This window comes from Paenibacillus sp. J22P169 (genome assembly GCF_059691995.1).
Map to the genome: position 1 here is coordinate 268,147 of NZ_JCAUAO010000004.1, position 24,864 is coordinate 293,010.

At 46.2% G+C, this 24,864-nt stretch carries 23 protein-coding genes; 14 read left to right on the top strand and 9 right to left on the bottom strand.

The window, feature by feature from the left end; translation table 11 throughout:
* Positions 1-90 precede the first annotated feature (90 nt).
* The 3 genes from AC58QG_RS21410 to AC58QG_RS21420 all read right to left on the bottom strand — a co-directional run bounded on the left by AC58QG_RS21410 (position 91) and on the right by AC58QG_RS21420 (position 3,363).
* Positions 91-1,116 (bottom strand): BMP family lipoprotein, encoded by a 1,026-nt coding sequence (locus AC58QG_RS21410; RefSeq protein ID WP_497267741.1) that lies wholly within the window; start codon positions 1,114-1,116, stop codon positions 91-93.
* 257 nt (positions 1,117-1,373) lie between these two features.
* On the bottom strand, positions 1,374-1,931 hold the full coding sequence (locus AC58QG_RS21415; RefSeq protein ID WP_497364156.1) for an MFS transporter: 558 nt from the start codon (positions 1,929-1,931) through the stop codon (positions 1,374-1,376).
* Position 1,932: 1 nt separating this feature from the next.
* Complete coding sequence (locus AC58QG_RS21420) at positions 1,933-3,363, bottom strand: FAD-binding oxidoreductase (protein WP_497364157.1); 1,431 nt, start codon at positions 3,361-3,363, stop codon at positions 1,933-1,935.
* 314 nt (positions 3,364-3,677) lie between these two features.
* Here AC58QG_RS21420 and AC58QG_RS21425 point away from each other — a divergent pair, with 314 nt between their 5' ends.
* The 3 genes from AC58QG_RS21425 (at position 3,678) to AC58QG_RS21435 (ending at position 6,471) form a co-directional block, all read left to right on the top strand.
* Positions 3,678-4,343 carry a TVP38/TMEM64 family protein gene (locus AC58QG_RS21425; RefSeq protein ID WP_497364158.1) on the top strand — a complete coding sequence of 222 codons (666 nt, stop codon included), beginning with the start codon at positions 3,678-3,680 and terminating at the stop codon, positions 4,341-4,343.
* A 40-nt stretch (positions 4,344-4,383) separates the two neighbouring features.
* Positions 4,384-5,094 (top strand): phosphatase PAP2 family protein, encoded by a 711-nt coding sequence (locus AC58QG_RS21430; RefSeq protein WP_497364159.1) that lies wholly within the window; start codon positions 4,384-4,386, stop codon positions 5,092-5,094.
* 345 nt (positions 5,095-5,439) lie between these two features.
* On the top strand, positions 5,440-6,471 hold the full coding sequence (locus tag AC58QG_RS21435) for an LLM class flavin-dependent oxidoreductase (RefSeq protein ID WP_497364160.1): 1,032 nt from the start codon (positions 5,440-5,442) through the stop codon (positions 6,469-6,471).
* Between the two features lie 19 nt (positions 6,472-6,490).
* On the opposite strand, the gene yxiS is transcribed toward AC58QG_RS21435, so the two are convergent.
* Positions 6,491-6,799 (bottom strand): protein YxiS, encoded by a 309-nt coding sequence (gene yxiS / locus AC58QG_RS21440; RefSeq protein WP_497364161.1) that lies wholly within the window; start codon positions 6,797-6,799, stop codon positions 6,491-6,493.
* A 119-nt stretch (positions 6,800-6,918) separates the two neighbouring features.
* On the opposite strand from yxiS, the gene infC reads away from it, so the two are divergent.
* Positions 6,919-7,404, top strand: a complete 486-nt coding sequence (gene infC / locus AC58QG_RS21445) for a translation initiation factor IF-3 (protein ID WP_497364365.1) — start codon at positions 6,919-6,921, stop codon at positions 7,402-7,404.
* A gap of 610 nt (positions 7,405-8,014) precedes the next feature.
* On the opposite strand, the gene AC58QG_RS21450 is transcribed toward infC, so the two are convergent.
* Positions 8,015-8,770, bottom strand: a complete 756-nt coding sequence (locus tag AC58QG_RS21450; RefSeq protein WP_497364162.1) for a C39 family peptidase — start codon at positions 8,768-8,770, stop codon at positions 8,015-8,017.
* 346 nt (positions 8,771-9,116) lie between these two features.
* Here AC58QG_RS21450 and AC58QG_RS21455 point away from each other — a divergent pair, with 346 nt between their 5' ends.
* A complete protein-coding gene (locus AC58QG_RS21455) occupies positions 9,117-10,364 on the top strand; it encodes a M48 family metallopeptidase (protein WP_497364163.1) in 1,248 nt (415 codons plus the stop codon).
* Positions 10,365-10,448: 84 nt separating this feature from the next.
* Here AC58QG_RS21455 and AC58QG_RS21460 read toward each other — a convergent pair whose 3' ends face one another.
* The 4 genes from AC58QG_RS21460 to AC58QG_RS21475 all read right to left on the bottom strand — a co-directional run bounded on the left by AC58QG_RS21460 (position 10,449) and on the right by AC58QG_RS21475 (position 15,429).
* A complete protein-coding gene (locus AC58QG_RS21460) occupies positions 10,449-11,588 on the bottom strand; it encodes a virulence factor (RefSeq protein ID WP_497364164.1) in 1,140 nt (379 codons plus the stop codon).
* A 118-nt stretch (positions 11,589-11,706) separates the two neighbouring features.
* Complete coding sequence (locus tag AC58QG_RS21465) at positions 11,707-12,294, bottom strand: guanylate kinase (RefSeq protein ID WP_497364165.1); 588 nt, start codon at positions 12,292-12,294, stop codon at positions 11,707-11,709.
* 154 nt (positions 12,295-12,448) lie between these two features.
* Positions 12,449-14,524 carry a DEAD/DEAH box helicase gene (locus AC58QG_RS21470; protein ID WP_497364166.1) on the bottom strand — a complete coding sequence of 692 codons (2,076 nt, stop codon included), beginning with the start codon at positions 14,522-14,524 and terminating at the stop codon, positions 12,449-12,451.
* A 209-nt stretch (positions 14,525-14,733) separates the two neighbouring features.
* Entirely contained in the window at positions 14,734-15,429 is a 696-nt protein-coding gene (locus AC58QG_RS21475; RefSeq protein ID WP_497364167.1) for a YhcN/YlaJ family sporulation lipoprotein, read from the bottom strand.
* A 278-nt stretch (positions 15,430-15,707) separates the two neighbouring features.
* Between AC58QG_RS21475 and coxB the strand changes: the two genes are divergently transcribed.
* The 9 genes from coxB (at position 15,708) to AC58QG_RS21520 (ending at position 24,759) form a co-directional block, all read left to right on the top strand.
* Entirely contained in the window at positions 15,708-16,724 is a 1,017-nt protein-coding gene (gene coxB / locus AC58QG_RS21480) for a cytochrome c oxidase subunit II (protein ID WP_497364168.1), read from the top strand.
* 66 nt (positions 16,725-16,790) lie between these two features.
* On the top strand, positions 16,791-18,623 hold the full coding sequence (gene ctaD, locus AC58QG_RS21485; protein WP_497364366.1) for a cytochrome c oxidase subunit I: 1,833 nt from the start codon (positions 16,791-16,793) through the stop codon (positions 18,621-18,623).
* Complete coding sequence (locus AC58QG_RS21490; protein ID WP_497364169.1) at positions 18,620-19,234, top strand: cytochrome (ubi)quinol oxidase subunit III; 615 nt, start codon at positions 18,620-18,622, stop codon at positions 19,232-19,234. Before ctaD ends, AC58QG_RS21490 begins: the two co-directional genes overlap by 4 nt.
* Positions 19,235-19,552, top strand: a complete 318-nt coding sequence (locus AC58QG_RS21495) for a cytochrome C oxidase subunit IV family protein (RefSeq protein ID WP_057315113.1) — start codon at positions 19,235-19,237, stop codon at positions 19,550-19,552.
* 98 nt (positions 19,553-19,650) lie between these two features.
* Positions 19,651-20,508 carry a cytochrome c oxidase assembly protein gene (locus AC58QG_RS21500; protein WP_497364170.1) on the top strand — a complete coding sequence of 286 codons (858 nt, stop codon included), beginning with the start codon at positions 19,651-19,653 and terminating at the stop codon, positions 20,506-20,508.
* 17 nt (positions 20,509-20,525) lie between these two features.
* Entirely contained in the window at positions 20,526-20,981 is a 456-nt protein-coding gene (locus AC58QG_RS21505; protein ID WP_497364171.1) for a DUF420 domain-containing protein, read from the top strand.
* Positions 20,982-21,209: 228 nt separating this feature from the next.
* The gene (locus AC58QG_RS21510) at positions 21,210-22,829 is read left to right on the top strand and encodes an extracellular solute-binding protein (protein ID WP_497364172.1); all 1,620 of its coding nucleotides are present in this window, start codon (positions 21,210-21,212) and stop codon (positions 22,827-22,829) included.
* A gap of 81 nt (positions 22,830-22,910) precedes the next feature.
* On the top strand, positions 22,911-23,867 hold the full coding sequence (locus AC58QG_RS21515) for an ABC transporter permease (protein WP_497364367.1): 957 nt from the start codon (positions 22,911-22,913) through the stop codon (positions 23,865-23,867).
* A 10-nt stretch (positions 23,868-23,877) separates the two neighbouring features.
* Positions 23,878-24,759 carry a carbohydrate ABC transporter permease gene (locus tag AC58QG_RS21520; protein ID WP_068663236.1) on the top strand — a complete coding sequence of 294 codons (882 nt, stop codon included), beginning with the start codon at positions 23,878-23,880 and terminating at the stop codon, positions 24,757-24,759.
* Positions 24,760-24,864: the final 105 nt, after the last annotated feature.

Below are 24,864 nucleotides of genomic sequence, written 5' to 3' on the forward strand. Positions count from 1 at the left end.
TTTTTCGCTCCTCTACCTAGACATGAGGAAACTGCTTACGTCTCCGTAAACAGTCTCCAGGTCAAACATATGTGATTATCGTACTGATAACTATTTTACTGGATTTTCTACTTTCACTTTACCAGAAACGATATCATCACGTATAGCTTTTACCTTCGTAATGACATCTTGTCCTACGAAAGGACTTAGTGCCGATTTTGTTTCTCTCGTAACGAATGTAAGACCAACGCCATCTTCTTTCAAGCCGTAGTCAACAGCACCGAATTTGAACGTGCCATTTACGAAATCTTTTACCGTTTGATAAGCAACAGCATCTGTACCTTTCAATTGGGAAAGCACGATGTGCTGTGGATCTGTTACCGTACGGTCAATATCTTGTCCGGAAGTAAAGAAGCCTTTTTCTTTCGCTGCTTCGAATACACCAAGATCGCCTACAGCGGATGCGCCTGCAATGAAGTCTGCGCCTTGCGAGAATTGTGTTAATGCCAATTCTTTCGCTTTTGCTGGATCCGTGAAGCTGCCTACATAGTTAACGATGAATTTCGCATTCGGATTTGTTGATTTCAAACCTTCTTGGAAACCAACGGTATATTTCTTGATAAGTGGGATATCTACGGCAGCAACCATACCTACCACATTTTTCTTCGTAGATAGACCTGCTGCTGCTCCTAGCAAGTAAGCAGCTTCATGTTCACGGAATACAACGCTGCGAACATTCGGAAGATCGACAACCGTGTCAATAATCGCGAAGGATTTCTTCGGATTCTCAGTTGCTACTTTTTTAAGTGCATCCTCAGCTGTGAAGGAGCTTGTAATAATCAGATCATAATTGTCAGCAACGGCAGCGCGTAAGTTTTGTTCGATCGCGCTCGCATCTGCGGACTCTACAGTTTTAACGGTAACACCAAATTCTTTACTAGCTTTCTTTACACCTTCATCCATTTGTGTGAAGAATGGGTTCACACCGATTTTCTCAGGTGTAATAAGGATAATCTTCTTATCTGATTTGGCTGCTGGCGCACCCGATGCTGCAGGTGATGCTGTGTCTGTTTTCGCAGCCCCACAACCTGTTAGTAAGACAGTTGCGGCAAGAACTGAAAATATTGCTTTTTTCATGATGTGTTTCTCTCCTCTATATCTAGTATGTATTTAAGTAACCGATGACTTCATTTATATCCTACTAAAAAAGTCGGATATAGTCAAAGGGGTTGTTTTCCAATTCGACAAAATCAAACATTTTTCTACATATTTAAATCCCAACGGTTATTATACTAAATTGCACGATCACAATCCATAAGAATTACTTGGCAACTGTGAATAAAGGGAAAACCTTCAAAACCGCGAGGCCGCGGTGATGAAGGTTCTTTGTGGTTTCATGAATGTGTATGTTTCTCAGCCGTACGATTCCGCATCCGCAGTGTCATCCACGCACTCCAGCCATAAATCGCGGCACTGACATAAAATAAGACATCGATCGTCAGCCAATCAATGATATACCCGCCGATTAGTACGGCAAATCCGGATGATACCGATGTCCAGAAATGGTAATTGCCAAGCGTTCCGCCACGTTGTCCAGACGCGGTTCCATCCGCGAGTAACCCCCGCTCGCTCATCTTCTGCATGGCGTTGCATACGCCCATAAAAGCTTGAATGAGTAAGACGAAGCCGTAGGAAGGAATCCAAGGGAAGACGAGCATTGCTGCCATCATACCAAGCGAACTTCCTGCCATTAGCTTCACTGACGCGTGGTCAACGAGCTTGCTAAGCCAGAGGGCCGAGGCCGCCGAGCTTATCGTGAATACGGCGAAAGCGAGGCCATATGCGGAATACGTGCTGCCGAGATTTTTCAAAAACAACAAATAATACGGATAAATCACCCCTGCCGCCAATGTCGCTAAGCTTTGGGATCTGATGAGCAGTCGAACATTCATCCTAATGCCCCCTATAATCATCATAGAATTGGTTCATAAAAACATGCTGTGGGTCCCACGTATCTTTGGCTTGGAAGAAGGCCTCCGCCTTTGGATAAATCGTCTGGAACTGATCTACCGAAGGGAAGGGGGCATATGGCAAATAATAGGAACCGTTTAATGGGATTAATTGATCGATGATCCGTTGGATCCCATGGGTCATACGAGCCTGCGCCGCTTTACTTAGCGGGGTATTGAACAGACAGACGAGGGCGAACATGTCACTTTTGGCATACGAAAGTGCTGCCTCCTCATCATGATTGACGTATCGAACTGTAATATTTAATAGGTTTAAATGCTCCTCCTGCAGGATCGGTTTCATATGGTTAACAAACGCTGCAAAATGTTCCACGGGAATGAAATATTCTTGGAGTAGATCATTCTTAGAATCCGAGCTATAGTCCATAAAGTCAGATTCAGAGCGCATCGCATTGTTACGTGATAGAATCGTACTCCGTCCGATGAGGAAATACCGCTGTAAGTCCCAAAATGTATTCTTTGCCCAATCGAAAGATCGATTGAGTCCAAATAGAAGCTTCAATGGCAACACATAGCTGTCCTTCAGCTTTAACTTATTGTAATCGGTAAGAGGAAGATCAGGCCGTGATTTGTAATTCGTAGCATACATTTCCGATAAGAAAGTATCTGGTGCAACAGAAATACGTGCGAGATGCATGTAGATGTCGGGATTCTTTTTAACATGGTTAAGAAAATAATCTGTATAAGCTTCAGTCGTCATCGTGTCACTTGTCATCTCATACACTTCATCCTCCTTTAGCGACAATGTTACATCCAAAATGACACCGAATAACCCATAGCCACCCAGCGCTAGCGGGAATAGCTCCGCATTTTCAGAGCGTGAAACATTTCGTGTAAGGCCGTCAGCCCCCAATAGTCGGAAAGATTCAACCGTACTAATGAGAGAGCCATTCCGAATGTCACGGCCATGAGCATTGACCGATATCGAGCCGCCGATCGTAAAAATATTTTGCGACTGCATCGTCTTCACCGCCAGCCCATAAGGGTTAATGTACTTCTGCACATCCGCCCAAGTGGCGCCAGACTGCACAGTAATCGTCTTCGCCTTCTCGTCAAAAGCCAGAACCTTGTTAAATGGCGTCATATCCAGCACAATACTGTCCTTGTAGTACGTATGCCCACCTTGGCTGTGACGCTGGCCTGCAATAGAAATCTTGAGCCCTTTCTCAGTGGCTTCGCTTACAATCTCTTGAAGCTGTTCTACTTCCTTACTTGGAACGACACGCTCAATCTTCACTGGTCGAAGCTTGCTGTAATCCGACCGTAAGAAAGGGTCCTCTCCAGCGACGAATGTCCTCGCATACTGCCAGAGGCATAACGCAATTAACAGGAGTAAAACCATCATTTTCTTCATGCGATGCGCTCATCTCCTAACTGTCTAGTTATGGCGACATTGTGCGAAGCTTATCTCACTACATTATATGTCCTAAATTATTCCTTTAGTGTAATTTCACACCTTAAGCTATGTCAATTGAAATTAGATGACTGCATCATTTGGATGAAAAGTCAGAGGCTGTCCTGGAAAAGTAGATTGTTCTACTTCAGTCCTAAAATCGCAATGAAAATATGACGGTCAAGCAAGTTGATATCGACCACTACATTTGTGTAAGATGAAGGGGAAGTTCTACCTGCTATATTTGGGAATCAGGAGTATGAAGGAGGCGAGCCATGGCGCGTTCAAAGCCGCTTTGGTTGCTAATTAGTTGGTTTGGGATTGCTGTACTCGGATTATTAATTCTCAAATGGACGGGTGTTTGGAAGCACGTAGATCTGAACTGGGTCACGAAATGGCTGCGAGATCTAGGTCCGCTTGGCGGACTGTTGTATATCCTTGCGTATACGCTGAGGCCGTTGGTTTTGTTCCCTGCAACACCATTGACGCTCTATGGGGGCTATGTATTTGGCGCTTTTTGGGGGACGATCTACGATATTATAGGAGCAGGTGCAGGTGCATTATTGTCTTTCTACATTACGCGCAAATGGGGCCGCGGCAGCTTTCAACGTATTTTACGAAGTCCTAAACTGTTATCATTCGATCAAAAAGCTGAGGAAAAAGGCTTCATGGTCGTACTCTATATGCGACTCATGCCTTTCTTTCCATTCGATGGCATCAGTTATGGTGCTGGATTATCGAAAATCCGCTTCTGGGACTATACGTGGGCAACGTTCATTGGGATTATTCCAGGAGCGATCGTATATAACGTATTTGGTGCTTCCTTAAATGATATATGGTCATGGAAGTTTCTCGGGGCCGTAGCGATGTATGCCGTTTTTGCTATTGTTCCACTGGTTATTAGGAAAAGACAAGGGCGCAAAGTGCGTCAAGCAGCGTAAGAGTAGGAATAAACAATCAGCCGTGGGAGGCATGGGAACGATGAAGGGGAAAGTTGAAGTAAGAGATATGGTATTGAGTTTTGGGGGAGCAGCTGCTCTGCTCCTTATTTTTATTGTGCTGTCGCAGAGTTTTTCGGCGAAATGGTTGCAAAACTTTGATGAACATGTAGGCGGTTACATACAAGAGCAGAGAGCTGATCTGTGGACTGCCGTTGCGAAAGTATTCACCTTTATGGGCAGTGGATCGACCGAATTTATCCTATTTTTTCTAGTTGCTGCACTATTAATTTTCAAATATAAACATCGCTTGGAAACGCTAGTCTTATTCCTTGGTGTGCTTGGTGCTTGGGGATTAAATACAGGACTCAAAGGACTTATTGAACGCGATCGTCCATCCGTAGACGGCTGGTTAGTTGAGGTTGATGGATTTAGCTTCCCGAGCGGTCACGCGATGGTTTCGATTCTTTTTTACGGACTGCTCGCGTATTTGTTATGGGTAAATGTGCGTCAATCCTGGAGAGCGGCGTGGTGGATACCAACGGTAGCTGCCTTCGTTATTTTAAGTATTGGACTTAGCCGGATTTACCTCGGTGTTCATTATCCAAGTGATGTGTTGGCAGGCTATACGGCTGGTGGTATTGCACTTATCGGTTGTATACACGCGGTTCGGTCGATTAGGAGCAGAAGAGTGAGTCCAATTCACAGCAAGTTAGGCAAAAAAGAAAATGGAAATCATAAAGTTTCCCAGTAAATCCATTTAAGTACTATATTAGTAGACAAATGAAAGAAGTGTTACGCTTGCGACATGGATGAACGCGTATTAGATAAAGACGAAATTATCAAAGAGATGGCATATTATATGTGGGAATAGAATATAGATCAAATTAACCTTTCCACTTTGAATATGTCAAATATCACTATCTCTGACATTTCAAATTTGCCATATGAAGATGCTATAGATGACTACCACGGTAATAACTCGCCCAAGAACTCAGGACAATGCCACTTCGGTTTGTCCTTTTTTCTTTTGTGAGCTGAGCGTTGTATAATTAAGTAAGTGCATCATCGGCAGAAGACTCAGAAAGAAGGGATGACAATGCTGAAGCTAAGTATTCTTGATCAGTCACCGGTATCATCCGGCTTTACCCATAGTGAGGCACTACAACAAACGATTGCGCTCGCGCAGCTCGCTGATCGTCTCGGCTACACCCGATTCTGGGTGTCGGAGCACCATAACTCAGCAGGGCTTGCCGGTTCCTCGCCAGAGGTTTTATTATCCACGCTGGCTGCTCGCACAAGCCGAATTCGGCTTGGCTCCGGCGGCGTGTTGCTGCCTCATTACAGCGCCTACAAGGTCGCTGAAAATTTCCGCATGCTCGAGGCGCTCTATCCAGGGCGCATCGACCTTGGGATCGGGCGTGCGCCCGGCGGCACGCCGCATACGGCCAAAGCGCTGCGTGGCGTCGGCGCGGATCTGTTCGAAGGACTGGAGCGGTTCCCCGCTCAAGTCACGGATTTGCTGCGGTTCCTCACCGACACGGTGGAACCTGGGCACGTGTTCGAGGGCATCCGTGCCACCCCATTGGTGGCCTCGATGCCCCAGGTGTGGCTGCTCGGCTCCACCGGGCAGAGCGGGGTGTATGCGTCGCAGGCTGGCGCAGCCTTCTGCTTCGCGCACTTCATCAACGGAGCGGGAGGACAGCATGCGGTGCGAAGCTACCGCAGCTCGTTCCAGCCGTCCGCGCTGAATGTCGTGCCGCAGGCGACGGTCTGTATTTATGCGCTGTGCGCCGAAACGACAGCAGAAGCGGAGGAACTCGCGACCTCAATCGATTTGCGCATTCTGCAAATGGAAAAAGGCGAGTTCACCGGAGTGAAATCGCCGAAGGAAGCAGCGGAATACGCGTATTCCGATTGGGATCAAACGCGAGTCCGTGATAACCGTTCCCGGATGATCGTGGGTAATCCAGGTCAAGTCAGGGAACAAATCCTGAAGCTTGCCGAAAGCTACGGTGTTGACGAAGTCATGGTCGTAGCAGGCGGCCACGAGGTGGAGACGAGATTACGGACAGTTGAGCTGTTGGCGGAAGTCTTTCAATTAAGCCATCAGCACAGTTACGTGATCTAGGGACTAGGGGATCGATCGCCTAGCGCGTGCGCTTCGGTCGTTTATCGATCTCTTGCGTGACAATAAACGCAAGTTCTTCATTGCCAAAGAGGGAAAGCACGCCTAGCAAAGTGTCATCCGGTACCTCGCCAGCTTCCTCTTTCGGCACCGTTAATTCAAGAGCTTTTTCTAACGCCTCGTTATTCGGCTGGTCTGGATAGGCGGTATGGTAAAGTGCTGCTGGATCCAGACCATGGTTGATGCACCACTGTGCAAAAACCAAAATCATCATATGCTCTTCACGTTTGTAATTTTCGATCATTTGCTCTTCTAATTGTTTATTATTCATTGGGTAACAGACATCTCCTTATACAACCTCATTGCAACACACGTACTATCTAGGCCAACCTCTATCGACCTTCGGGTGGATGGGTTCATTATAGCGAAAGATTAGGTGTATTCACAATGATTATTAAGAATGAGAAAATTAAAGCATCTGAAGTTCAGGTCACTGGGCTGCAGGGTGAGGACCTAGGCGTGATGTCCACGAAAGACGCACTTCTTCTGGCCAAAAAGTTAAAAGTCGACCTCGTCTGTACCTCGCTCATGAGCAGTCCTCCTCCTTGCAAGCTGATCGGAGCGGGAGCAGCCAAACAAGAGGCCTTACAAGAAAAGCAGCAGACACGGAAGCTAGAGCAAGGGCCGAAGGTCAAGGAGCTTCGCTTGACGGCCAACATCGAAGATCACGATCTCGAGACGAAGCGCAATCAGGCTGAGCGCCTGCTAAAAGGCGGGGACGCCGTCCAACTGGTCGTTAAGATCTCTGGCAAGGAAGGCGCGAAAGCGAAGGAACTCCTAGAAACGCTAGTTAAGGAGCTTAGCGCCCACGGCAAGAAGCATACCGGCATCCAACTAAGCGGCAAGCAAGCAGCCGTTCAGTTGGATCCTTTGTAAAAAAGCATGAAAAAGCATGGACAACCCTTGTGAGTTGTTCATGCTTTTTGTTACCTAACTCCCCCGAATCAACGCCAGCTACACAAACAAATGATGCTACTAGAGTTCCTCAGTCAACGCCAGCTAGACAAACATATGATACTTCTCAACTCTCCCAACCAACAACGTTAGCCGGAAGAGATTAGCAGGAAAAAGTACAGTTAATTTCTTGATACTTATCTGTTTTTAACAAATAACTGGAAAAACTCCATCTAATCTGATGCTTTTATTAGCAAACTTACTTAATCCTCTAAATTAACTGCATATTTTCCATTTAATTGTTATTTCTAGCCGATATGAACGGAAATAGATGTACTTTTTCCAGTTAATTCGCGGAGGTGGCAGGTAGGCTGTAGACTTATAGCAAGAAGCAAGAAGCAAGAAGCAAGAAGCAAGAAGCAAGAAGCAAGAAGCAAGAAGCAAGAAGCAAGAAGCAAGAAGCAAGAAGCAAGAAGCAAGAAGCAAGAAGCAAGTAACAAGTAACAAATAACAAATAACATGTAACAAGTAGAGTAACAATGGCAATAACGTTGAAGCCATGACATATTGGACGAGTTTATTAGTTGCTATACTAGGAGATGATTGTAATCGCTTGAGAACCCATGTGCTCCCATGCGTCTTTGAAAGCAGCCAGTGGATAGGCTTCTTGTTCACCGGTCATGGGGTCGTTCATATAGGCAAAGTCATCGTCCCATCCGGTTAGCAACAGGGCGTGTTCGGGCTGATACCAGGGAACAACCTCGCCAGACTCGTCCTCCCACTCCAAATCCAAATAGGGGGTATCCATGTGCTCGGTTGCCCATATCATGGCCGGGCTGCCTTTGGCAATGACGCCGAGTAAATCATCAAAAGAGGTTCCTGTCAGATCGCGAACGTGACCAGGCAACCACTGATTCATCAGCTTCGCGACTGGGGTATGATAAATTCCGTAGCCGATATCAAATGGATCGCCAACGAAAACATCTTTGGGATTTGCGCCAACAAAGGCACCAAACTCATTCTCATAGGGCATGTCCCCCGTGGGCAGAGCATAAGCCACTTCTTCCTTCGTTATTGGCAGCCCGGCCCAATTCAAAAGCATGGTCGCAGCGACAGCTTCACATCCATTTGGCAGCTCAGGTAGTTGTGATAGCGGTGGGATTGCTTTGATCTGGACATGATGCTCGATTAGCAAAGAGGCTTCAGAAGATGTCTGGCTTGATGTGGGGTCTGACTCTGTGATTGTCTCAGTTGTTGCTTCTGTTGATATAGTTTTAGACGACTCTGCAGTTGTCTCTATAGACGTAGACGTGGAAGGTTGTCCAGCATTAGTTAATGGAGTTACCATTGCGGTTGTCCCAACTGTAGAATTCTGTGATAGAACTTCTCCAGCTGGTTTGGATAGTGAAGTGATTAGTTCTGCACCGGGGGTGTTTGTTTTAAAAAGTAGGATCCATGTCAGGCATACTGAAGCCAGCAAAATTAGCGTGATACATTTCCTCATGTCGCACTCCGTTCCTGTCGATGTTTTCATTACATCATGGGTTGCTAGGGAATGCAACAGAAGAATTCGGAATGAGCCCACAGACACATATGACACTCCCTTACTCGCATAGACTAGACATACAGGCATGTCTGTTAACAGCAAGCTTTTTATGTAGGCTGAGAATATCAAGAAGATGGTGAGGCATTGGATGAAGCGAATTTATTTGTGGTGTATAGCTGCTTTTGCTTGTTATGCTATTTTTGTGATTATGTATTTCATCAAAGGGGATTTGTTTAAAATCCCAGTTGCGTTGGTGGGGACTGCGGCTGACCCGAATACGTTCATGACGCATGCAGAAATTGCCAAGGCGGAGACACTTTCGCGGATTCACTCGCTAACTTTCTTCCTAAGCTCTCCGTTGCAAATCGGTGTGACAGTTGCTTTATTTGGCATTGCCGTCAGTTTCCGTCAACTCGCTGAGAAAGTATTCCGAGCTTCATTCCTGCAAATACTCCTCTTTGTGGTGCTTTTTACGCTCGTTTTGGACGTGCTGTTTCTTCCGATTGATGTATTCTTATTTAAAATCGACCAAGCCTACGGCATCTCCAATGAGACGCCTATCATTTTTCTGAAGGATTATGTCAAAACATTTCTCATAGACATCGTTGGCACGATCATGATGGTTGGTATTTTTAGATGGATCAGTAAGTGGAGCCCAAAGCGGTGGTGGGTATGGCTGTGGTTGATTTCGATTCCATTGATCTTATTCGTAACGTTTATTCAGCCCGTGGTGCTGGACCCGTTGTATAATCAGTTTCAGCCACTTCAAAATCAGGAGCTTAAAGCGCAAATTCTCGATCTTGCTGCCAAGTCGAACATTCCGACTGATCAGGTTTACGAGGTTAACATGTCAGAGAGAACGAATGCGATTAACGCTTACGTGAATGGTATAGGCGGTAATGCGCGTATTGTGCTTTGGGATACAATTTTGACTAAGCTGCAGTCGGATGAGATCCTTACCGTAATGGCACACGAAATGGGGCATTACGTAGAACGCCATATCTATTGGGGAATTGCCTATGGCGTTGCACTCAGTTTTGTAGGCTTCTGGCTAGCATTTCACGCATACCGACTGATTTTGAAGCGTTGGGGTTCGCTGTGGGGAATGCGAGGGGAGAGGGACTTAGCGGCCTTGCCAATTCTGCTGCTGCTCATCTCATTGATGGGCTTCCTTTCGTCGCCAGCACAAAATGCTTTCTCTAGGGTGATTGAACACCGGGCAGACGTCTACGCGATGCAAATGACAGGGGATGGCGATGCGGCGATTCGCGCTTTTCAGCACATTGCGAAAGAGAATCTCAGCCCAGTTACGCAGCCTAAGCTGGTGCAGTGGTTCCGCGGCTCTCATCCGACGATCGAGGAGAGAATTTTGTATTTTGAGCAGTTTGCGAAGTAGGGCAGCCTAGTAGGCAAAATCAAAAAAGCACGAATGTTAACCTATTTCCATAGGTAGCATTCGTGCTTCATTCATTTCATAGGGTTAATCATTTCTGCGTGTCATTTGTTGCCAAACAGAGCCCTCAGCGGCGTGACCGCCTTCGATACGCTCTAAAGCAATCTTCACTTGCATCCGAACCTCGAATTCGGAGTCGTCTGCCGCCTGCTTTAAGTCCTCAAGCACGCTGTGGTCGCCGACTTCATAAAGGAAACGCGCCGCACGCCAGCGGACGAGCTTGTTGCGGTCCTTGAGTGCCTTGGCCATCGCCGGCATGGCGGCTGGGTCACCAAGATCGGACAGCGTATCGCCTGCTGTCCGACGCACCGATGGTGTATCGTCCTCGAGAGCACGATACAGGTAGGGCAGTACCTCGGGTTCCTTGATGTCCCCGAGGTACACCGTAGCCAGTCGCCGAAGCGACGTGTTCTCGTCCTGCAAGGCATGGACGAGAAGCGGCAGCGTCTCTAGCGACGGCTGGATCTTCTGAAGCGCGGCGTAGCGCAGCTTCCAATCGCTGTGTCGCAGCTGCTCCGCCGCTGCGACAAGATCTCCTGTGGTGACTTCCTCCACAGGGGCATCGGTGGTCTCCTGCATCGCGCGGGAGACCAGTTCTTCGACGCGGGCATCGTCGTAAGAAGCGTCCAGTTCCTGGACGACTTCGCCCGCGATGTCCGACAGCTCGCCGTAGCGGACGCCGAGCTCCTCGAGCTTCCGCTCTTTGATCAGGTTCGGCGAAGCCGTACCTGCGCGGACCGCGGCTTGCGTGAAGCGCTCCGGCATGGCGACGCGCGCTTCTTCTGAGCCTGCGCGCACCCTCACCTGGAGAGGAATACCGCGAAACATTTGCACGAGCACCTGCGCTTCGCCAAACGCAGCATCAGCTGCTGGCTGCTCGGTTGGCAATCCAGCGCCGGCCGTCGGCTGAGCCTCGCCGTAAATCTCGCGCGCCTGTGCGAGGATGAACTGCCAGTCGCCCTTGGAGCTGCGGTCTACCGCGATGAAGTCAGCTGCGTGAAACACACTGATAACGCCGGGCACAGTAAGTAATTTCTGCACGGCTTCGGAAGCACCAGTTAGATTTTTTTTCGTATACGTTTCTCGCACGCCGGCCGGTAAAGACTCGTCCATGTTGAGCTTCATAGAATTCGGGCTGGGTGTTGGTTCGATGGAAATGATTTTCATAACGTTCAACTCCTTAGTAGGAACGGATCAATCACGACTTTGCCGTTCATTCGTTCGATGAAAAGGCCCGGACGGGGGACCGTCCAGGCCTTCTATCGGCAGCTAGTGCCCTTCGCTTCTAGTCTAAGTCGACCAGGTTACGATTTAAATATAGATCCAGCGTTTTGGTTAGATCAAATACCGTATGAGCCAAGTCCACATTTTCAAAAACATGATCACATTGGTCACGATAGGCTAATTCATTTTCGTAATCAGACAAATATTTAGAGGCGATTTCTTCCGAATCTCCGCTTTCTTTCATCCGTTCTTCAAGTGTGTCTCGCTGGGCATAAATGAAGATTTGGACGACGCGGTCGCCATATAGCTTTTTTAGCGTTTCGGCGCCAAAGCGGTTCAAGATCAAGTAGATGCTGCCGCTTTGCTGGAACATCAGCTCAATATCCGCGCTTTTGATTCCATATAGATGGTCATTAACAGTACTAACTTCAATGAATTCGCCGCCAGCTTGTGCTTGAACAAATTGAGCGGGTGAGATGAAGTGATAATCTTGGCCATCTTCCTCAGTCGCTTTCGGAGGTCGTGTGGTGTACGAAATCACTTGTTTCATCCCCAACGTGGAGCCGGACATTTCCGCAACGGTTTTACGGCCTGCCCCGTGTGGGCCAGTGAATACAAAAATCATTTCCTTATCCTTTAATGCGTACATGGAACATACCTCCTTCGATTGGATGGGGGGTAAATCCTAAGTGCGAGCACGGGTTGAAACGATTTTTATACGATAGATGTTGAATAAACCATACCTATAGTTTACAACGTAAGGCGGCATCGGTAAAGTCTTGCATGAAATCGCTTCATTTCTTCTAGCGTTTTCCGCCACCGCCGCGTGTGCCTCTTGGCGCACTGCCACGAGCGCCGCCTTGACCGCCGCGCGGGCCGCTTGGTCTGTCACCGCGAGGCGCGCCACCGCGTGATCCGAAGCTGTCGCCACGAGGTGCTGCGCTGCGCGCACCACGCTCATCACTCCGCCCGCGAGCTGCACCGCTAGTGCGAGCGCCGAAGCCCTCACCGCGAGCTGCACCGCTAGTGCGAGCGCCGAAGCCCTCACCGCGAGGAGCGCCGCTTGTGCGAGCGCCGAAGCCCTCGCCGCGAGGAGCACCGCCTGTGCGAGCGCCGAAGCCCTCACCGCGAGGAGCACCGCCCGTGCGAGCGCCGAAGCCCTCACCGCGAGGAGCAGCACCGAGTGCTGCTCCATCGCCACGGCCCTTGCCGCCGCGAAGCGTACGAGATGCGCTAGCCGCGTCATCACGACCTGCGCCAGCGTACTTGTTGTATGGCGAGTAAGACTTATCGCCATGTGGAGCTGAACGCTTACGCTCAGTACCCTCGCCACCGCCATTATACGAACCTGTTACGCGTGCTTTTGCAGCGCCCATGTTTGTGCCGCGCGCTGGGGCAGCATTAGTTGTTGCAGCTTCATGAATGACTGTTGCGCGCCCCCATGTATTCGGGCTGCGCTCCGAGTTCACTTTAGCCGGTCTTTCACCTGAACGCCCAGCACCAGCTGAACCTCCGCGTGAGCCAAATTTGTCTCCTTTGGAACCAAAACCTGTTTTCCGCTCGCCACCGTACTGAACATTAGCACGATCACCGCGCAATTCGCGCGCGCCAGGTCTTCCCGCACGTCCGCCGCTGCGCTGCTCTGGGGCACCAGTTCGGTCATTGCGTCTGCCACCGCGTGAAGAAGCTCCAGCTCCGCCTTTTCTTGCAGAACCTCTGCCATCTTGCTCGATGTAATCTTCTGTTTGGGAACGAACAACGCGTCTTTGCTGTCCATCAGCACCGCGAAGTGACATTTTGATACCTTTTTCGATAAGCTCAATCGTCGGCATATCACGTTGCGTTGCGAAAGTCACAGCAACACCTGACTCTCCAGCACGGCCTGTTCTACCAATCCGATGGATATAGCTTTCGGCATCCTGTGGTACATCATAGTTGAAGATATGCGTTACACCTTCAACATCTAGTCCACGAGCTGCGATATCAGTAGCGACTAGGAGCTCGATACGTCCTTCTCTGAAACGCTTCATCACTTGCTCACGTTTTGCTTGAGACAAGTCACCGTGCAGCTCATCGGACATTAATCCGATTTCTTGCAGTGTTTCATTGAGCGCAATGGCTTTGGCTTTGGTCCGGCAGAAAATCATCGCAAGATAAGGTCTATATTGTTTAATTGCTGCAATTAAAGCATCTTGTTTATCACGATCCGTCGTAGGAACAAGCACTTGCTGAATTTCAGTCAAAGTAACTTGTTTACTTTGAATTTTAATTTCTTTTGCTTCCTTCATATAAGCCTTAGACAGATTGATGACTTGTTCGGGCATTGTTGCAGAGAAGAGCAGCGTTTGGCGGTAAGGTGACGTTTGCGCAATGATATCCTTGACTTCGTGCAAGAAGCCCATGTGCAGCATTTGATCTGCTTCATCTAATACGAGTATCTTCAACTTATAGAAGTTAATTGAACCGCGGCGAAGATGATCAAGCAATCTTCCCGGTGTTCCTACTACTATATGTATGTTACCTTGAAGCTTTCTAAGCTGTTTTTCTACATCCTGCCCGCCGTATGCAGCAAGGACCTTTGCGCCTGTTATCGGTACAAGGGTTTTCAACTCATTGCTGATTTGAATGGCTAACTCACGAGTAGGCGTTAGAATAAGCGCCTGAACGTCTGAGCTTTCTACATCAATTGTTTCTAATATAGGAAGTACAAAGGCAAGGGTTTTACCTGTACCTGTTTGAGCTTGTGCGATAACATCCGATCCTTTTAACAATACAGGGATTGCTTCCCGTTGAATGGGGGTCGGTTCTACGACACCTTGATTTTGCAAAACTTGAACTAATTGTTCTCTAATACCTAATGAGGCAAATCCATTTGACATGGGTAATTGGCCAGCTCCCTTTTTCCTTCTTAGTAAAGACGATTCCCTCATTGTACAGGAATGAAAGACAAATGAAAACAGGAGCCGACCCGCAAGCAGAAATAAACTACTTTATTAATAGAAGTTTTACATGCTGGTTGTGCTCCAAAAGGCATGGCAAGACCTCCTATTAGAAATAAAGCTCCTTTAGGAGGCTAGCCCTAATCTATCTAGTCCTGGGGTAATGTTTGTGCTGTTCCAAACACACGTGTAACCGTCTGATTGAAGTCTGTTAATAGAGGCATAAGGGAATGCCCTTTCCAGCTTTCCTGTGCGTAGCTATTCATTTTATTAAGGAAATCTCGATTAGCAGAAATATAGACATCCATTAGATCTGGTTTGAGGACACGAAGCTTCTCAGCTATAGCCTGTTTAAAGCGATGAGAAAGTAAATCATGATGCACAGCCGTTTCGTAACTATTATAACCTTTATTCAAATCATTAGACGGTAAAGAGTCATCGTAGGGATTATCATCGTTGTAGAAGCCCTTGTTCGTTCCTTGATTATTCGTCTCTTTGGTCAGACTCTTCGTACCAATCGCACTGCTATCCATCATTAATGCGACATAAGCATTCTGATTTGTAATCATGACTAAGGCTGTATTGACCCCATCCATGGTATGGAGTTGATCCGAGAGATATTGACTGTATTCCAGTTTCGTGTTGTTGTGTGTAACAGGACCAGAGAGTTGTTGTACTTGATAAGCACGTTCTCTCTCATCTGCTTTTTCGACAGGAGCGCCAAAATTCGAGCTCGTGGAGTTATTTTGATTGCCTCTGTACTCTTTTCCGCTAGAGCCACATGCGGATAATGTAAGCAGAAGGAATATGATTCCACAAATCGGAAAACCTAACTTCCTGAACATAATTAACAGACCTCCCAATGCGTTTTAATGTCTATAGGATGAGATGTTTCTGTCTAATTATTCGTGTTCACAAATAAAGGCTTTTATGCATAAAGAGGTGGGTGTATGGAAATAACCATGAAGGGAAATATATCGCTACAGACGCTGTTTAAGAACAATTTGTGAACTCTCCTACAGCGATTGACAAAAAGTTTTCACGAATTTATAGTTATTAAAGTGAATTGACATGGGCATGGCCTTCGTGGTAAAAATATTGTTTTAAAAGTGGGGTTGATACAATGAGTCAATTGAAAAAGTTCTGGCGTCTGCTACCCCTTTTAGCGGTGATGACGTTCATGCTAACTGGGTGCGGAGACCCAACCTTATCTGCTTTAGTGCCAAAAGGTCCTGTGGCGACGGAGCAGCTTTATTTAATGAAATTAAGTCTCTTTATCATGATTTTTGTCGTAATTGTCGTATTTGCGATTTATGTGTACGTTTTAGTTCGCTTTCGCAAGCGTAAAGGCGACGACAGTGTGCCGAAGCAAGTCGAAGGAAGTCATGTTTTGGAGATTATCTGGACAGTCATTCCAATTCTCTTGCTGTTAGTACTTGCGGTGCCGACAGTATCCTACACGTTCAAACACTCCGAGAATTACAACAAGAACAAAGACGCTATCCATGTGAAAGTCACTGCGCATCAGTTCTGGTGGCAGTTTGAATATCCAGACCTTGGTATCGCGACAGCTCAACAGCTTGTGATTCCTAAGGACAAAATCATTGCCTTTGATGTCGTTTCTGCTGACGTTGCTCATGCTTTCTGGGTCCCATCTCTAGGTGGTAAAGTTGATACGAACCCAGGTATCCGTAATACGCTTTACTTGCAAGCTGATGAAATTGCAACATTCCAAGGTAGATGTACAGAGCTTTGTGGAGCTTCACATGCTTTGATGAACTTTACCGTAGCGGCTAAGTCTGAAGCAGACTTTAATGCTTGGGTCGCGAAAATGAAAGCACCTTCTACTGTGCCGGCAACTGCACAAAAGGGTGAGGAACTTTTCAAAGAAAATTGTATGTCTTGTCATGCTGTTAATGCTAGCGGTCCAGGGGTTGCACCTAACCTTAAAGGCTTCGCAGATCGTGACACACTTGCGGGCATATTAGAGAAGACACCTGAGAACATGAGCTCATGGATACATAATCCGCAAGAACTGAAACCGGGCAACAAAATGCCAGCATTCGGTAAAGAAGCTAACGGTAAACTAGATGACGCTCAAATTAAAGAAATTGTTACGTACTTACAAACATTGAAATAAACTCTTGATGTAAAGGAGGTTCATACGTTGGCTCACTCTCATCCAGTAAAAAAACATACCGGCCTTATGGATTGGCTTACAACCGTCGATCATAAGAAAATCGGTATCCTGTATTTACTAGCGGGCGGCTTCTTCTTCCTCGTAGGAGGACTTGAAGCAATCTTGATTCGGATACAACTCGCTTATCCAGATCAACAAATTTTTGTTGGAGATTCATTTAACCAATTAACAACGATGCACGGAACAACGATGATTTTCTTTGCGGCCATGCCGGTTATCTTTGCTTTCATGAATGCCATCGTTCCTCTACAAATTGGTGCAAGGGACGTTGCGTTCCCTTTCGTTAACTCATTAGGCTTCTGGTTATTCTTCGCCGGCGGCGTGCTCATGAACACAAGTTGGTTCTTGGGCGGCGCACCTGATGCAGGTTGGACAGGATACGCACCATTATCCTCAATAACAGATGCAAGTTGGGGAGCAACTCTTGAGAACAATTTGCAAGGAACTGACTTCTACGTACTTGGTTTGCAAATTGCTGGTATCGGTACGCTAATCGGGGGGATTAACTTCCTCGTAACGATCATTAACATGCGTGCTCCTGGTCTTACATACATGCGTTTGCCAATGTTTACTTGGTCTGCTTTTGTAACTTCAGGTCTGATCGTTCTTGCGTTCCCTGCGATTACGGTTGCTTTGGTTGAGCTTATGTTTGACCGCGTCTTCGGTGGTGCATTCTTCGATGCAGCCAGAGGCGGTAACAACGTGCTATGGGAGCATTTATTCTGGATTTTCGGGCATCCCGAAGTTTACATTTTGATTCTTCCAGCATTCGGTATTATTTCTGAGATCGTTTCTACTTTTTCGAAAAAACGTCTGTTCGGATACAGCTCCATGGTATTTGCAACAGTGCTAATTGGTTTCTTAGGCTTCATGGTTTGGGTTCACCATATGTTTACAGCAGGTCTAGGCCCAGTAGCGAACTCGATCTTCGCGATTGCTACAATGGCGATTGCTGTTCCAACAGGTGTGAAAATCTTCAACTGGTTGTTCACACTTTGGGGTGGTCAAATCCGTTTTACAACAGCAAATATCTTCGCAACAGCGTTCATTCCAACATTCGTTATGGGTGGAACTACGGGGGTTATGCTTGCGATTCCCGCGGCTGACTTCCAGTATCACGATACGTACTTCGTAGTAGCGCATTTCCATTACGTTATCGTTGGTGGTCTAGTTCTAGGATTGTTTGCAGGTCTTTACTACTGGTGGCCGAAAATGTTCGGTCGTATGCTTAGTGAAGGCTTAGGTAAATTGCATTTCTGGTTGTTCTTCATCGGCTTCCATCTGACATTCTTCCCGCAGCATTTCTTGGGTCTAATGGGGATGCCACGACGCGTCTTTACGTATCAACCAGGATACGATCTCGAAGTTGGTAACTTAGTTTCAACAGTAGGTGCGTTCTTCATGGGTATCGGTACGTTGGTGTTCCTCATCAACATTATCGCTACAGCAAGAAAACCTATTACAGCTCCTGCAGATCCGTGGGATGGACGCTCCTTGGAGTGGACAATTCCGTCACCTGCACCTGAATATAACTTCAAACAAACACCGCTTGTTCGCGGTTTGGATGCTTTCTGGAAAGAAAAAATGGCTGGTAACAAGCAAATGACACCAGCTGAGCCAATTGGTTCGATCCACATGCCTTCGGCATCGATCTTGCCGCTTGTGATGTCTGTTGGATTGTTTATCGCTGGTTTTGGCTTTATGTACAAAAACTACTATGTAGCTGCTGCAGGTATCGTAGTTACATTCATTGCCATGTTCTTGCGTTCCGTATATGACGACCACGGTTGGCATATTGAACCAGAAGAGCTTGAAGACGATAAGGGGGGGAAGGCATGAGTACTCATCATACGGGCGCACTGCCTGCTAATCCGGAAACGGCTACCCTCGAAGGGAAAAATAAAGTTCTTGGCTTTTGGCTTTTCCTTGGCGCTGAGGTTGTATTGTTCGGTTGCTTATTCGCAACATACATTGCCCTTCGGAACTCTGTTCCGGATGGCCCAACGGCTGATGAGCTTTTCAAGCTCAAAACGGTTGGTTGGTCAACTTTCATTCTCTTAACAAGTAGTTTAACGAGTGTATTCGCAATTATTGCGATGCACCGTCAAAAAGTAGGTCAATTGCTAGCCTGGTTAGCAGTTACAGTTTTGTTCGGTCTTTCCTTCTTAGGAATGGAGATCTACGAGTTTTACGAGTATGTTCATGAAGGCCACAAGTTTACAACAAGTGCTTTCTCAACCTCGTTCTATACGTTGGTTGGCTTCCACGGTGCTCACGTAGCATTCGGTGTTTGCTGGATTACGCTGCTGATTTTGCAAGGACTAAAGAAAGGTCTTACAGTTGTAACGGCACCTAAGTTTTATGTCGCTTCCCTGTACTGGCATTTTATTGACTTAGTCTGGGTATTTATCTTCACAGTTGTTTATCTGATGGGGAAGGTGGGTCACTAAATGAGCAGCAATTCTCATGATACACACGCACCTAGCAAGCGAGTTAAGCACGATTCACCAGTGAATCACTATTTGACTTACATTATCTCGATTCTACTCACGATGTTGGCATTCGCTGTCGTACTTTACGGAGATTTGGATCGCTCGTTTATCTTGATTTTCATCGTATCCCTTGGGATCGTGCAGGCACTCGTTCAGTTGCTTTTCTGGATGCATGCCAAAGAGAGAGGACATTTATTCCCTCTAATCTTTATCTTTGCAGGAGCATTCGTTGCTCTTACTGGTGTAATCACAGCCGTATATTGGGTTTGGTGGTAAAAAAGGAAGAAGAGGCAACTTTGTGTAGACAAAGTGCCTCCTCTTTTTTTAAAGGGAGCTATTCGAAGTAGTCAGCTTGAAAGGAGATAGATGCAGGTATGAGTCAGATTGGTGGATTTTTCGATTTGTGGAGCCCTGTTTTACTATTGATCGTCGTTGTGATCGGATATAGTTATGGTCGGTTTGTCGTGAATGGAAATGGGAGCGCTGCGAAATCAGAACCAATTTCGATCACACAGCAGCTTCTCTTCTACGCAGGGCTAGTCTTATTCTATATTGGACAAGGAAGCCCAATTAACTATATTGGTCATCACTACTTGTTCAGTATGCACATGCTGCAACAAACGATTCTATACTTAATTGTACCGATCTTCATTTGGTTAGGAACTCCGGCTTGGTTAGTTAGGGCAGCTATGAAAAATATCGTGTTTCGTGGTCTATTTTCCTTCTTCACACGGCCTCTGATCGCATTATTCATGTTCAATATGCTCTTCTCCATCTACCATATGCCTTTTATTATGGATTACTTGATGAAGAATGATGTACCGCTTCTTGCTTATCATACTGTGCTTTTAGTGACGGCCTTTATCATGTGGTTCCCTGTATTTTGTCCGCTGCCTGAGCTGAATCGCTTGAACGATTTGAAGAAAATGGCGTATATTTTCGGGAATGGCGTCTTACTGACACCGGCTTGTGCGCTTATCATTTTTGCGGATTCGATTATCTATGATATGTATGACAATGTTACGGTTCCTTTTGTTCACTTGTCGCCGCTTGATGATCAACAACTAGGTGGCGTAATTATGAAAATTTTGCAAGAGATTATCTACGGCGCCACTTTAGCTTATATTTTCTTCCGCTGGTATCGCAGAGAGCGCAAGGATGAGGACGAATTGGATCCACTTCCATCACAAGAAAGCATGAATAATCAAGGCGGGAACTGGAATCGCGCTTAGAGAAAGGATTTAGGAAGATGCACATATTACCCACGATTTCTACGATGTTTATCGTTATCAGTGCCATTTTTGTTGGGTTCGGATGGTATCATATTGTAAAAGGGAACCGGGATACGCATGAGAAGCTGATGGTTCTAGGCGCAATTTTCGCATTGGCCTTTTTCATCATCTACATGTCCCGTACCTTATTTGAAGGAAACACGGCATTCGGCGGACCAGAGAGCCTAAAGCTTCCCTATCATTTGTTCTTGTTCTTCCATATCACCCTAGCAACGATAGGTGGCGTACTAGGTCTCGTCACACTGTGGTTCGCTTACAAAAAGAAATTCCTTAAACATAAGAAAATCGGCAAAGTTGCTGCGATTGTATGGCTGCTAACAGCGCCTACAGGCGTTATGGTCTATGTATTGTTGTATGTCATGTATCCAGGTGGTACAACGAAGCCAGTTATTGATGCCATTTTCGGTTTGTAAACCATATGAATAGCACGGAATGATGTGAAAAATCATCGTTCCGTGCTATTTTTTTGTCTTTAGAAGGGCTGATTTCGTGATTTTGACCATTCGATTGCTGAAATCAACAATTTGACATGACGAAATGAGCATGCAATTTTTCATATTGCTCATAGGTTAAACCATTTGATTCCGCTACGCTTAAGGAAGAGATGCATCTCACCATAACATGTAGTGGAGGGTCAACGAATGAAGAAAATTTTAGCTTCAACCATGATTGTCATGATGATGGGTACAGCCATTGCCTGTTCCTCGAAGACGGAATCAACGACAACAACGAGTGAGTCACAATCACCTGCAACAACTACAGCGACGACGTATCCGATGACAACAGATAAAACACTTACTTACTGGGGTGAGTTGAACGGGAACTTAACAGGTGTGAAAACGACACATGCCGATGTCCCCTTTTTCCAAGAGTGGCAGAAGAAAACAGGTGTACCGCTTAAATTCTTAGCGCCTCCTACGGGACAAGCCAAAGAAGCGCTAAATGTGATGCTCGCATCTGGGGATTTGCCAGATATGATCGAATACAACTTCTTGAGTGATTTCCCAGGTGGACCCGAGAAAGCCATTAAAGATGGTTACATTTTGAAATTGAATGATCTGATTGATAAATACGCGCCGAACCTGAAGAAATATCTAAAAGAGCATCCAGATGTCGACAAAATGGTGAAAACGGACAACGGCAGCTACTATGCGTTCCCTTTTATACGTGGAGATGAGTATTTACAGGTTTTCCAAGGACCGATGATTCGTAAAGACTGGTTAGATGAGTTAGGACTCCCAGTTCCTGAAACCATTGATGACTGGACTACGACGTTGAAGGCATTTAAAGAGAAGAAAGGTGCAGCAGCGCCACTATCCTTTATCAGCAAACCAAGATTTTTCAATGAGTCTTACAACGGTGCATTCTTAGGCGCATTTGGTGTGAACCGTGGCTTCTATTTGGATAATGGGAAAATCAAATTCGGACCTTCGGAAAGTGGCTTCAAAGAGTACTTGAAGACCTTCCACCAATGGTATCAAGATGGCTTGCTAGATAAGAACATTGCTACGGTGGATACGAAAGCCTTGGATGGCAGCTTCGCAACCGGTGCGACAGGGGCAAGTATTGGTAACGCTGGCGGCGGAATGGGCAAATGGCAGCCGCTAGTTCAGGCCAAGGATCCTAAAGCACAGCTGGTAGCAGCACCATATCCGGTACTAAAGAAAGGCGATACGCCGAGATTTGGACAAAAGGATAATCCTTACTCCTCTGGAGGCATTGTCGCGGTAACGGCGAAGTCCAAGAATCCAGAATTAGCCGTGAAGATGCTGGACTATGGGTACAGTGAAGCTGGTCACATGTTCTTCAACTTCGGAACAGAGGGCGTTAGCTACTCGATGGTGGATGGCTATCCGAAATATACCGATTTACTGATGAAAAATCCAGATAAGTTAGCTCCTGCACAAGCGATGTCTATGTACATTCGCGGCAGCTACAACGGTCCATTTATCCAAGACAAGCGTTATGCGGAGCAATTCTTTGTACTGCCAACCCAACGCGATGCAATCAATGTGTGGAAGAAAACCGATACAGCCAAATACAGCTTGCCGCCGCTTACACCAACACCGGAGGAAAGCTCCGAATATGCGAAAATCATGGGCGACATGAACACGTTAGTTGATGAAATGACGCTGAAAATCATTTTGGGCAACGAGCCAGTGGATGGCTTTGAGAAGTATGTGGATAAAATGAAATCCCTGAATTTAAGCCGCGCTATCGAGATTCAGCAAGCAGCACTAGATCGTTATAACAAGCGATAAGTTTTAAAAAGCATGGAGAGGTGAGGGGGATCTGAGATCTCCCTTCTCTACAAGTAAACTGGTGAGAGGGTGAGGATGGAGATGGCGAATACACAGCCACTGGAAAGCGTAACGCTCACGAAGCAACGAACGGGGACAAATAGATATATCCGTGATTTTATAGCCAATAAGTACTTGTACCTCATGATGGTACCGGTGCTCGCCTATTACTTGATTTTCCATTATGCACCGATGTATGGTGCCTTAATTGCCTTCAAAGACTATTCACCCATGAAGGGAATTCTTGGCAGTGATTGGGTGGGCTTTAAGCATTTTCATGACTTTTTCAGCTCGTTTTACTTTTGGCGCATATTGAAAAATACGCTGGTCATCAGCTTGTACTCCTTGATATTTGAGTTTCCTGCTCCGATTATTTTGGCCCTCTTGATTAATGAGGTGCGAAGTAGGACCTTCAAGCGGGTGGCACAAACGATTACGTATATGCCATATTTCATATCGCTCGTTGTCATTTGCGGGATTATTACGGACTTTACGAATGCGGACGGTGTCATTAACAATATCGCGATGTCCTTTGGGTATGACGGGCAAGCGATGCTGCAGAAAGCGGAGTTGTTCCGACCGATCTACATTTTATCAGAGATTTGGCAGCGAATTGGATGGGAATCCATTATTTATATTGCTGCGTTAATGAGCATTGATACGGAACAGTATGAAGCTGCACGTATGGATGGCGCTAGTCGCTGGAAACAGATGATGTATATCACATTGCCAGGTATTATGCCGACTATTGCGATTATGTTTATTTTGCGTATGGGTAATCTGTTGAACGTGGGCTTTGAGAAAATCATTCTGCTCTATAATCCTGTCAGTTATGAAACGGCGGACGTGATTTCCTCTTTCGTCTATCGCAAAGGGTTGCTGGAGTTTGGATGGAGCTACAGCTCAGCTGTTGGCTTATTTAATTCCATTATCAATCTAATACTACTCATTACAGCGAATTACATTAGTCGTAAAGTAAATGAAAGCAGCTTATGGTGAGGTGATGTTGATGAGAAAAGGACCTAGCTTTGTAGAAAGACTGTTCGATATCGCTATTCATTTGATTTTGACGCTACTCGTTGTGGTTACGTTGTACCCTTTGCTATACGTTCTATTTGCTTCATTCAGTAATGCGAATGAATTAGTTGCTCACAAAGGGATTTTATATAAATCACTTGGCTTTAGTTGGGAAGCCTATAAAGGGGTTATGAAGAACCCCGGAATTCTTATTGGCTATCGAAACACAATGTTTATTGTGGTCGCTGGTGTCATAGTGAACCTTCTGATGACAGCGTTAGGTGCCTACGTGCTATCTAGAAAAAATGTCATCTGGAATAAGGCATTTATGATCATTATCGTGATCACAATGTTCTTCCATGGTGGCTTAATCCCGCTCTATTTGATCGTCAAAAATGTAGGCTTGCTCGACACCCTATGGGCGACGATTATTCCATTCTCCATCAGCACATTTAATTTGATTATTATGCGCACAGCATTTATGGCGATACCAGACAGCCTAGAGGAGTCGGCCAAAATCGATGGGGCCAATCACTTTACGATTTTGTTCCGAATCATCATTCCGCTGTCCATGCCTGTCATTGCCGTCATGATTCTGTACTATGCGGTAGATAAATGGAATGGCTGGTTCTACGCATCGATCTTTATCAAAAATCGAGACCTTTTCCCGTTACAGCTTGTTCTCAGGGAAATTTTAATTTCCAACTCAACAGATGGCATGTCCGTGGGAGCTGACGCGGGTGATCGCTTCCAGATTGGGGAAACCATTAAATATGCGACCATCGTCGTGGCGACATTGCCAATTCTATGTGTCTATCCATTTGTACAACGCTTCTTTGTCAAAGGGGTTATGGTAGGCTCCCTGAAGGGATAGACCATGAAAATAGGGATCTAATAGCGCTTTTATCAATCGGATTTGTCATTTTGGACATTCCTCCCCTTGCGAACAGAGGTATAATAGAGTGAAGGAGACAATCCC

What these genes read in the sequence shown, in the direction of transcription:
- AC58QG_RS21410 (WP_497267741.1), bottom strand. Translation starts at nt 1,116, where the DNA reads ATGAAAAAAGCAATATTTTCAGTTCTTGCCGCAACTGTCTTACTAACA.
- AC58QG_RS21415 (WP_497364156.1), bottom strand. Translation starts at nt 1,931, where the DNA reads ATGAATGTTCGACTGCTCATCAGATCCCAAAGCTTAGCGACATTGGCG.
- AC58QG_RS21420 (WP_497364157.1), bottom strand. Translation starts at nt 3,363, where the DNA reads ATGAAGAAAATGATGGTTTTACTCCTGTTAATTGCGTTATGCCTCTGG.
- AC58QG_RS21425 (WP_497364158.1), top strand. Translation starts at nt 3,678, where the DNA reads ATGGCGCGTTCAAAGCCGCTTTGGTTGCTAATTAGTTGGTTTGGGATT.
- AC58QG_RS21430 (WP_497364159.1), top strand. Translation starts at nt 4,384, where the DNA reads ATGAAGGGGAAAGTTGAAGTAAGAGATATGGTATTGAGTTTTGGGGGA.
- AC58QG_RS21435 (WP_497364160.1), top strand. Translation starts at nt 5,440, where the DNA reads ATGCTGAAGCTAAGTATTCTTGATCAGTCACCGGTATCATCCGGCTTT.
- yxiS (WP_497364161.1), bottom strand. Translation starts at nt 6,799, where the DNA reads ATGAATAATAAACAATTAGAAGAGCAAATGATCGAAAATTACAAACGT.
- AC58QG_RS21450 (WP_497364162.1), bottom strand. Translation starts at nt 8,770, where the DNA reads ATGGTAACTCCATTAACTAATGCTGGACAACCTTCCACGTCTACGTCT.
- AC58QG_RS21455 (WP_497364163.1), top strand. Translation starts at nt 9,117, where the DNA reads ATGAAGCGAATTTATTTGTGGTGTATAGCTGCTTTTGCTTGTTATGCT.
- AC58QG_RS21460 (WP_497364164.1), bottom strand. Translation starts at nt 11,588, where the DNA reads ATGAAAATCATTTCCATCGAACCAACACCCAGCCCGAATTCTATGAAG.
- AC58QG_RS21465 (WP_497364165.1), bottom strand. Translation starts at nt 12,294, where the DNA reads ATGTACGCATTAAAGGATAAGGAAATGATTTTTGTATTCACTGGCCCA.
- AC58QG_RS21470 (WP_497364166.1), bottom strand. Translation starts at nt 14,524, where the DNA reads ATGTCAAATGGATTTGCCTCATTAGGTATTAGAGAACAATTAGTTCAA.
- AC58QG_RS21475 (WP_497364167.1), bottom strand. Translation starts at nt 15,429, where the DNA reads ATGTTCAGGAAGTTAGGTTTTCCGATTTGTGGAATCATATTCCTTCTG.
- coxB (WP_497364168.1), top strand. Translation starts at nt 15,708, where the DNA reads ATGAGTCAATTGAAAAAGTTCTGGCGTCTGCTACCCCTTTTAGCGGTG.
- ctaD (WP_497364366.1), top strand. Translation starts at nt 16,791, where the DNA reads ATGGATTGGCTTACAACCGTCGATCATAAGAAAATCGGTATCCTGTAT.
- AC58QG_RS21490 (WP_497364169.1), top strand. Translation starts at nt 18,620, where the DNA reads ATGAGTACTCATCATACGGGCGCACTGCCTGCTAATCCGGAAACGGCT.
- AC58QG_RS21495 (WP_057315113.1), top strand. Translation starts at nt 19,235, where the DNA reads ATGAGCAGCAATTCTCATGATACACACGCACCTAGCAAGCGAGTTAAG.
- AC58QG_RS21500 (WP_497364170.1), top strand. Translation starts at nt 19,651, where the DNA reads ATGAGTCAGATTGGTGGATTTTTCGATTTGTGGAGCCCTGTTTTACTA.
- AC58QG_RS21505 (WP_497364171.1), top strand. Translation starts at nt 20,526, where the DNA reads ATGCACATATTACCCACGATTTCTACGATGTTTATCGTTATCAGTGCC.
- AC58QG_RS21510 (WP_497364172.1), top strand. Translation starts at nt 21,210, where the DNA reads ATGAAGAAAATTTTAGCTTCAACCATGATTGTCATGATGATGGGTACA.
- AC58QG_RS21515 (WP_497364367.1), top strand. Translation starts at nt 22,911, where the DNA reads ATGGCGAATACACAGCCACTGGAAAGCGTAACGCTCACGAAGCAACGA.
- AC58QG_RS21520 (WP_068663236.1), top strand. Translation starts at nt 23,878, where the DNA reads ATGAGAAAAGGACCTAGCTTTGTAGAAAGACTGTTCGATATCGCTATT.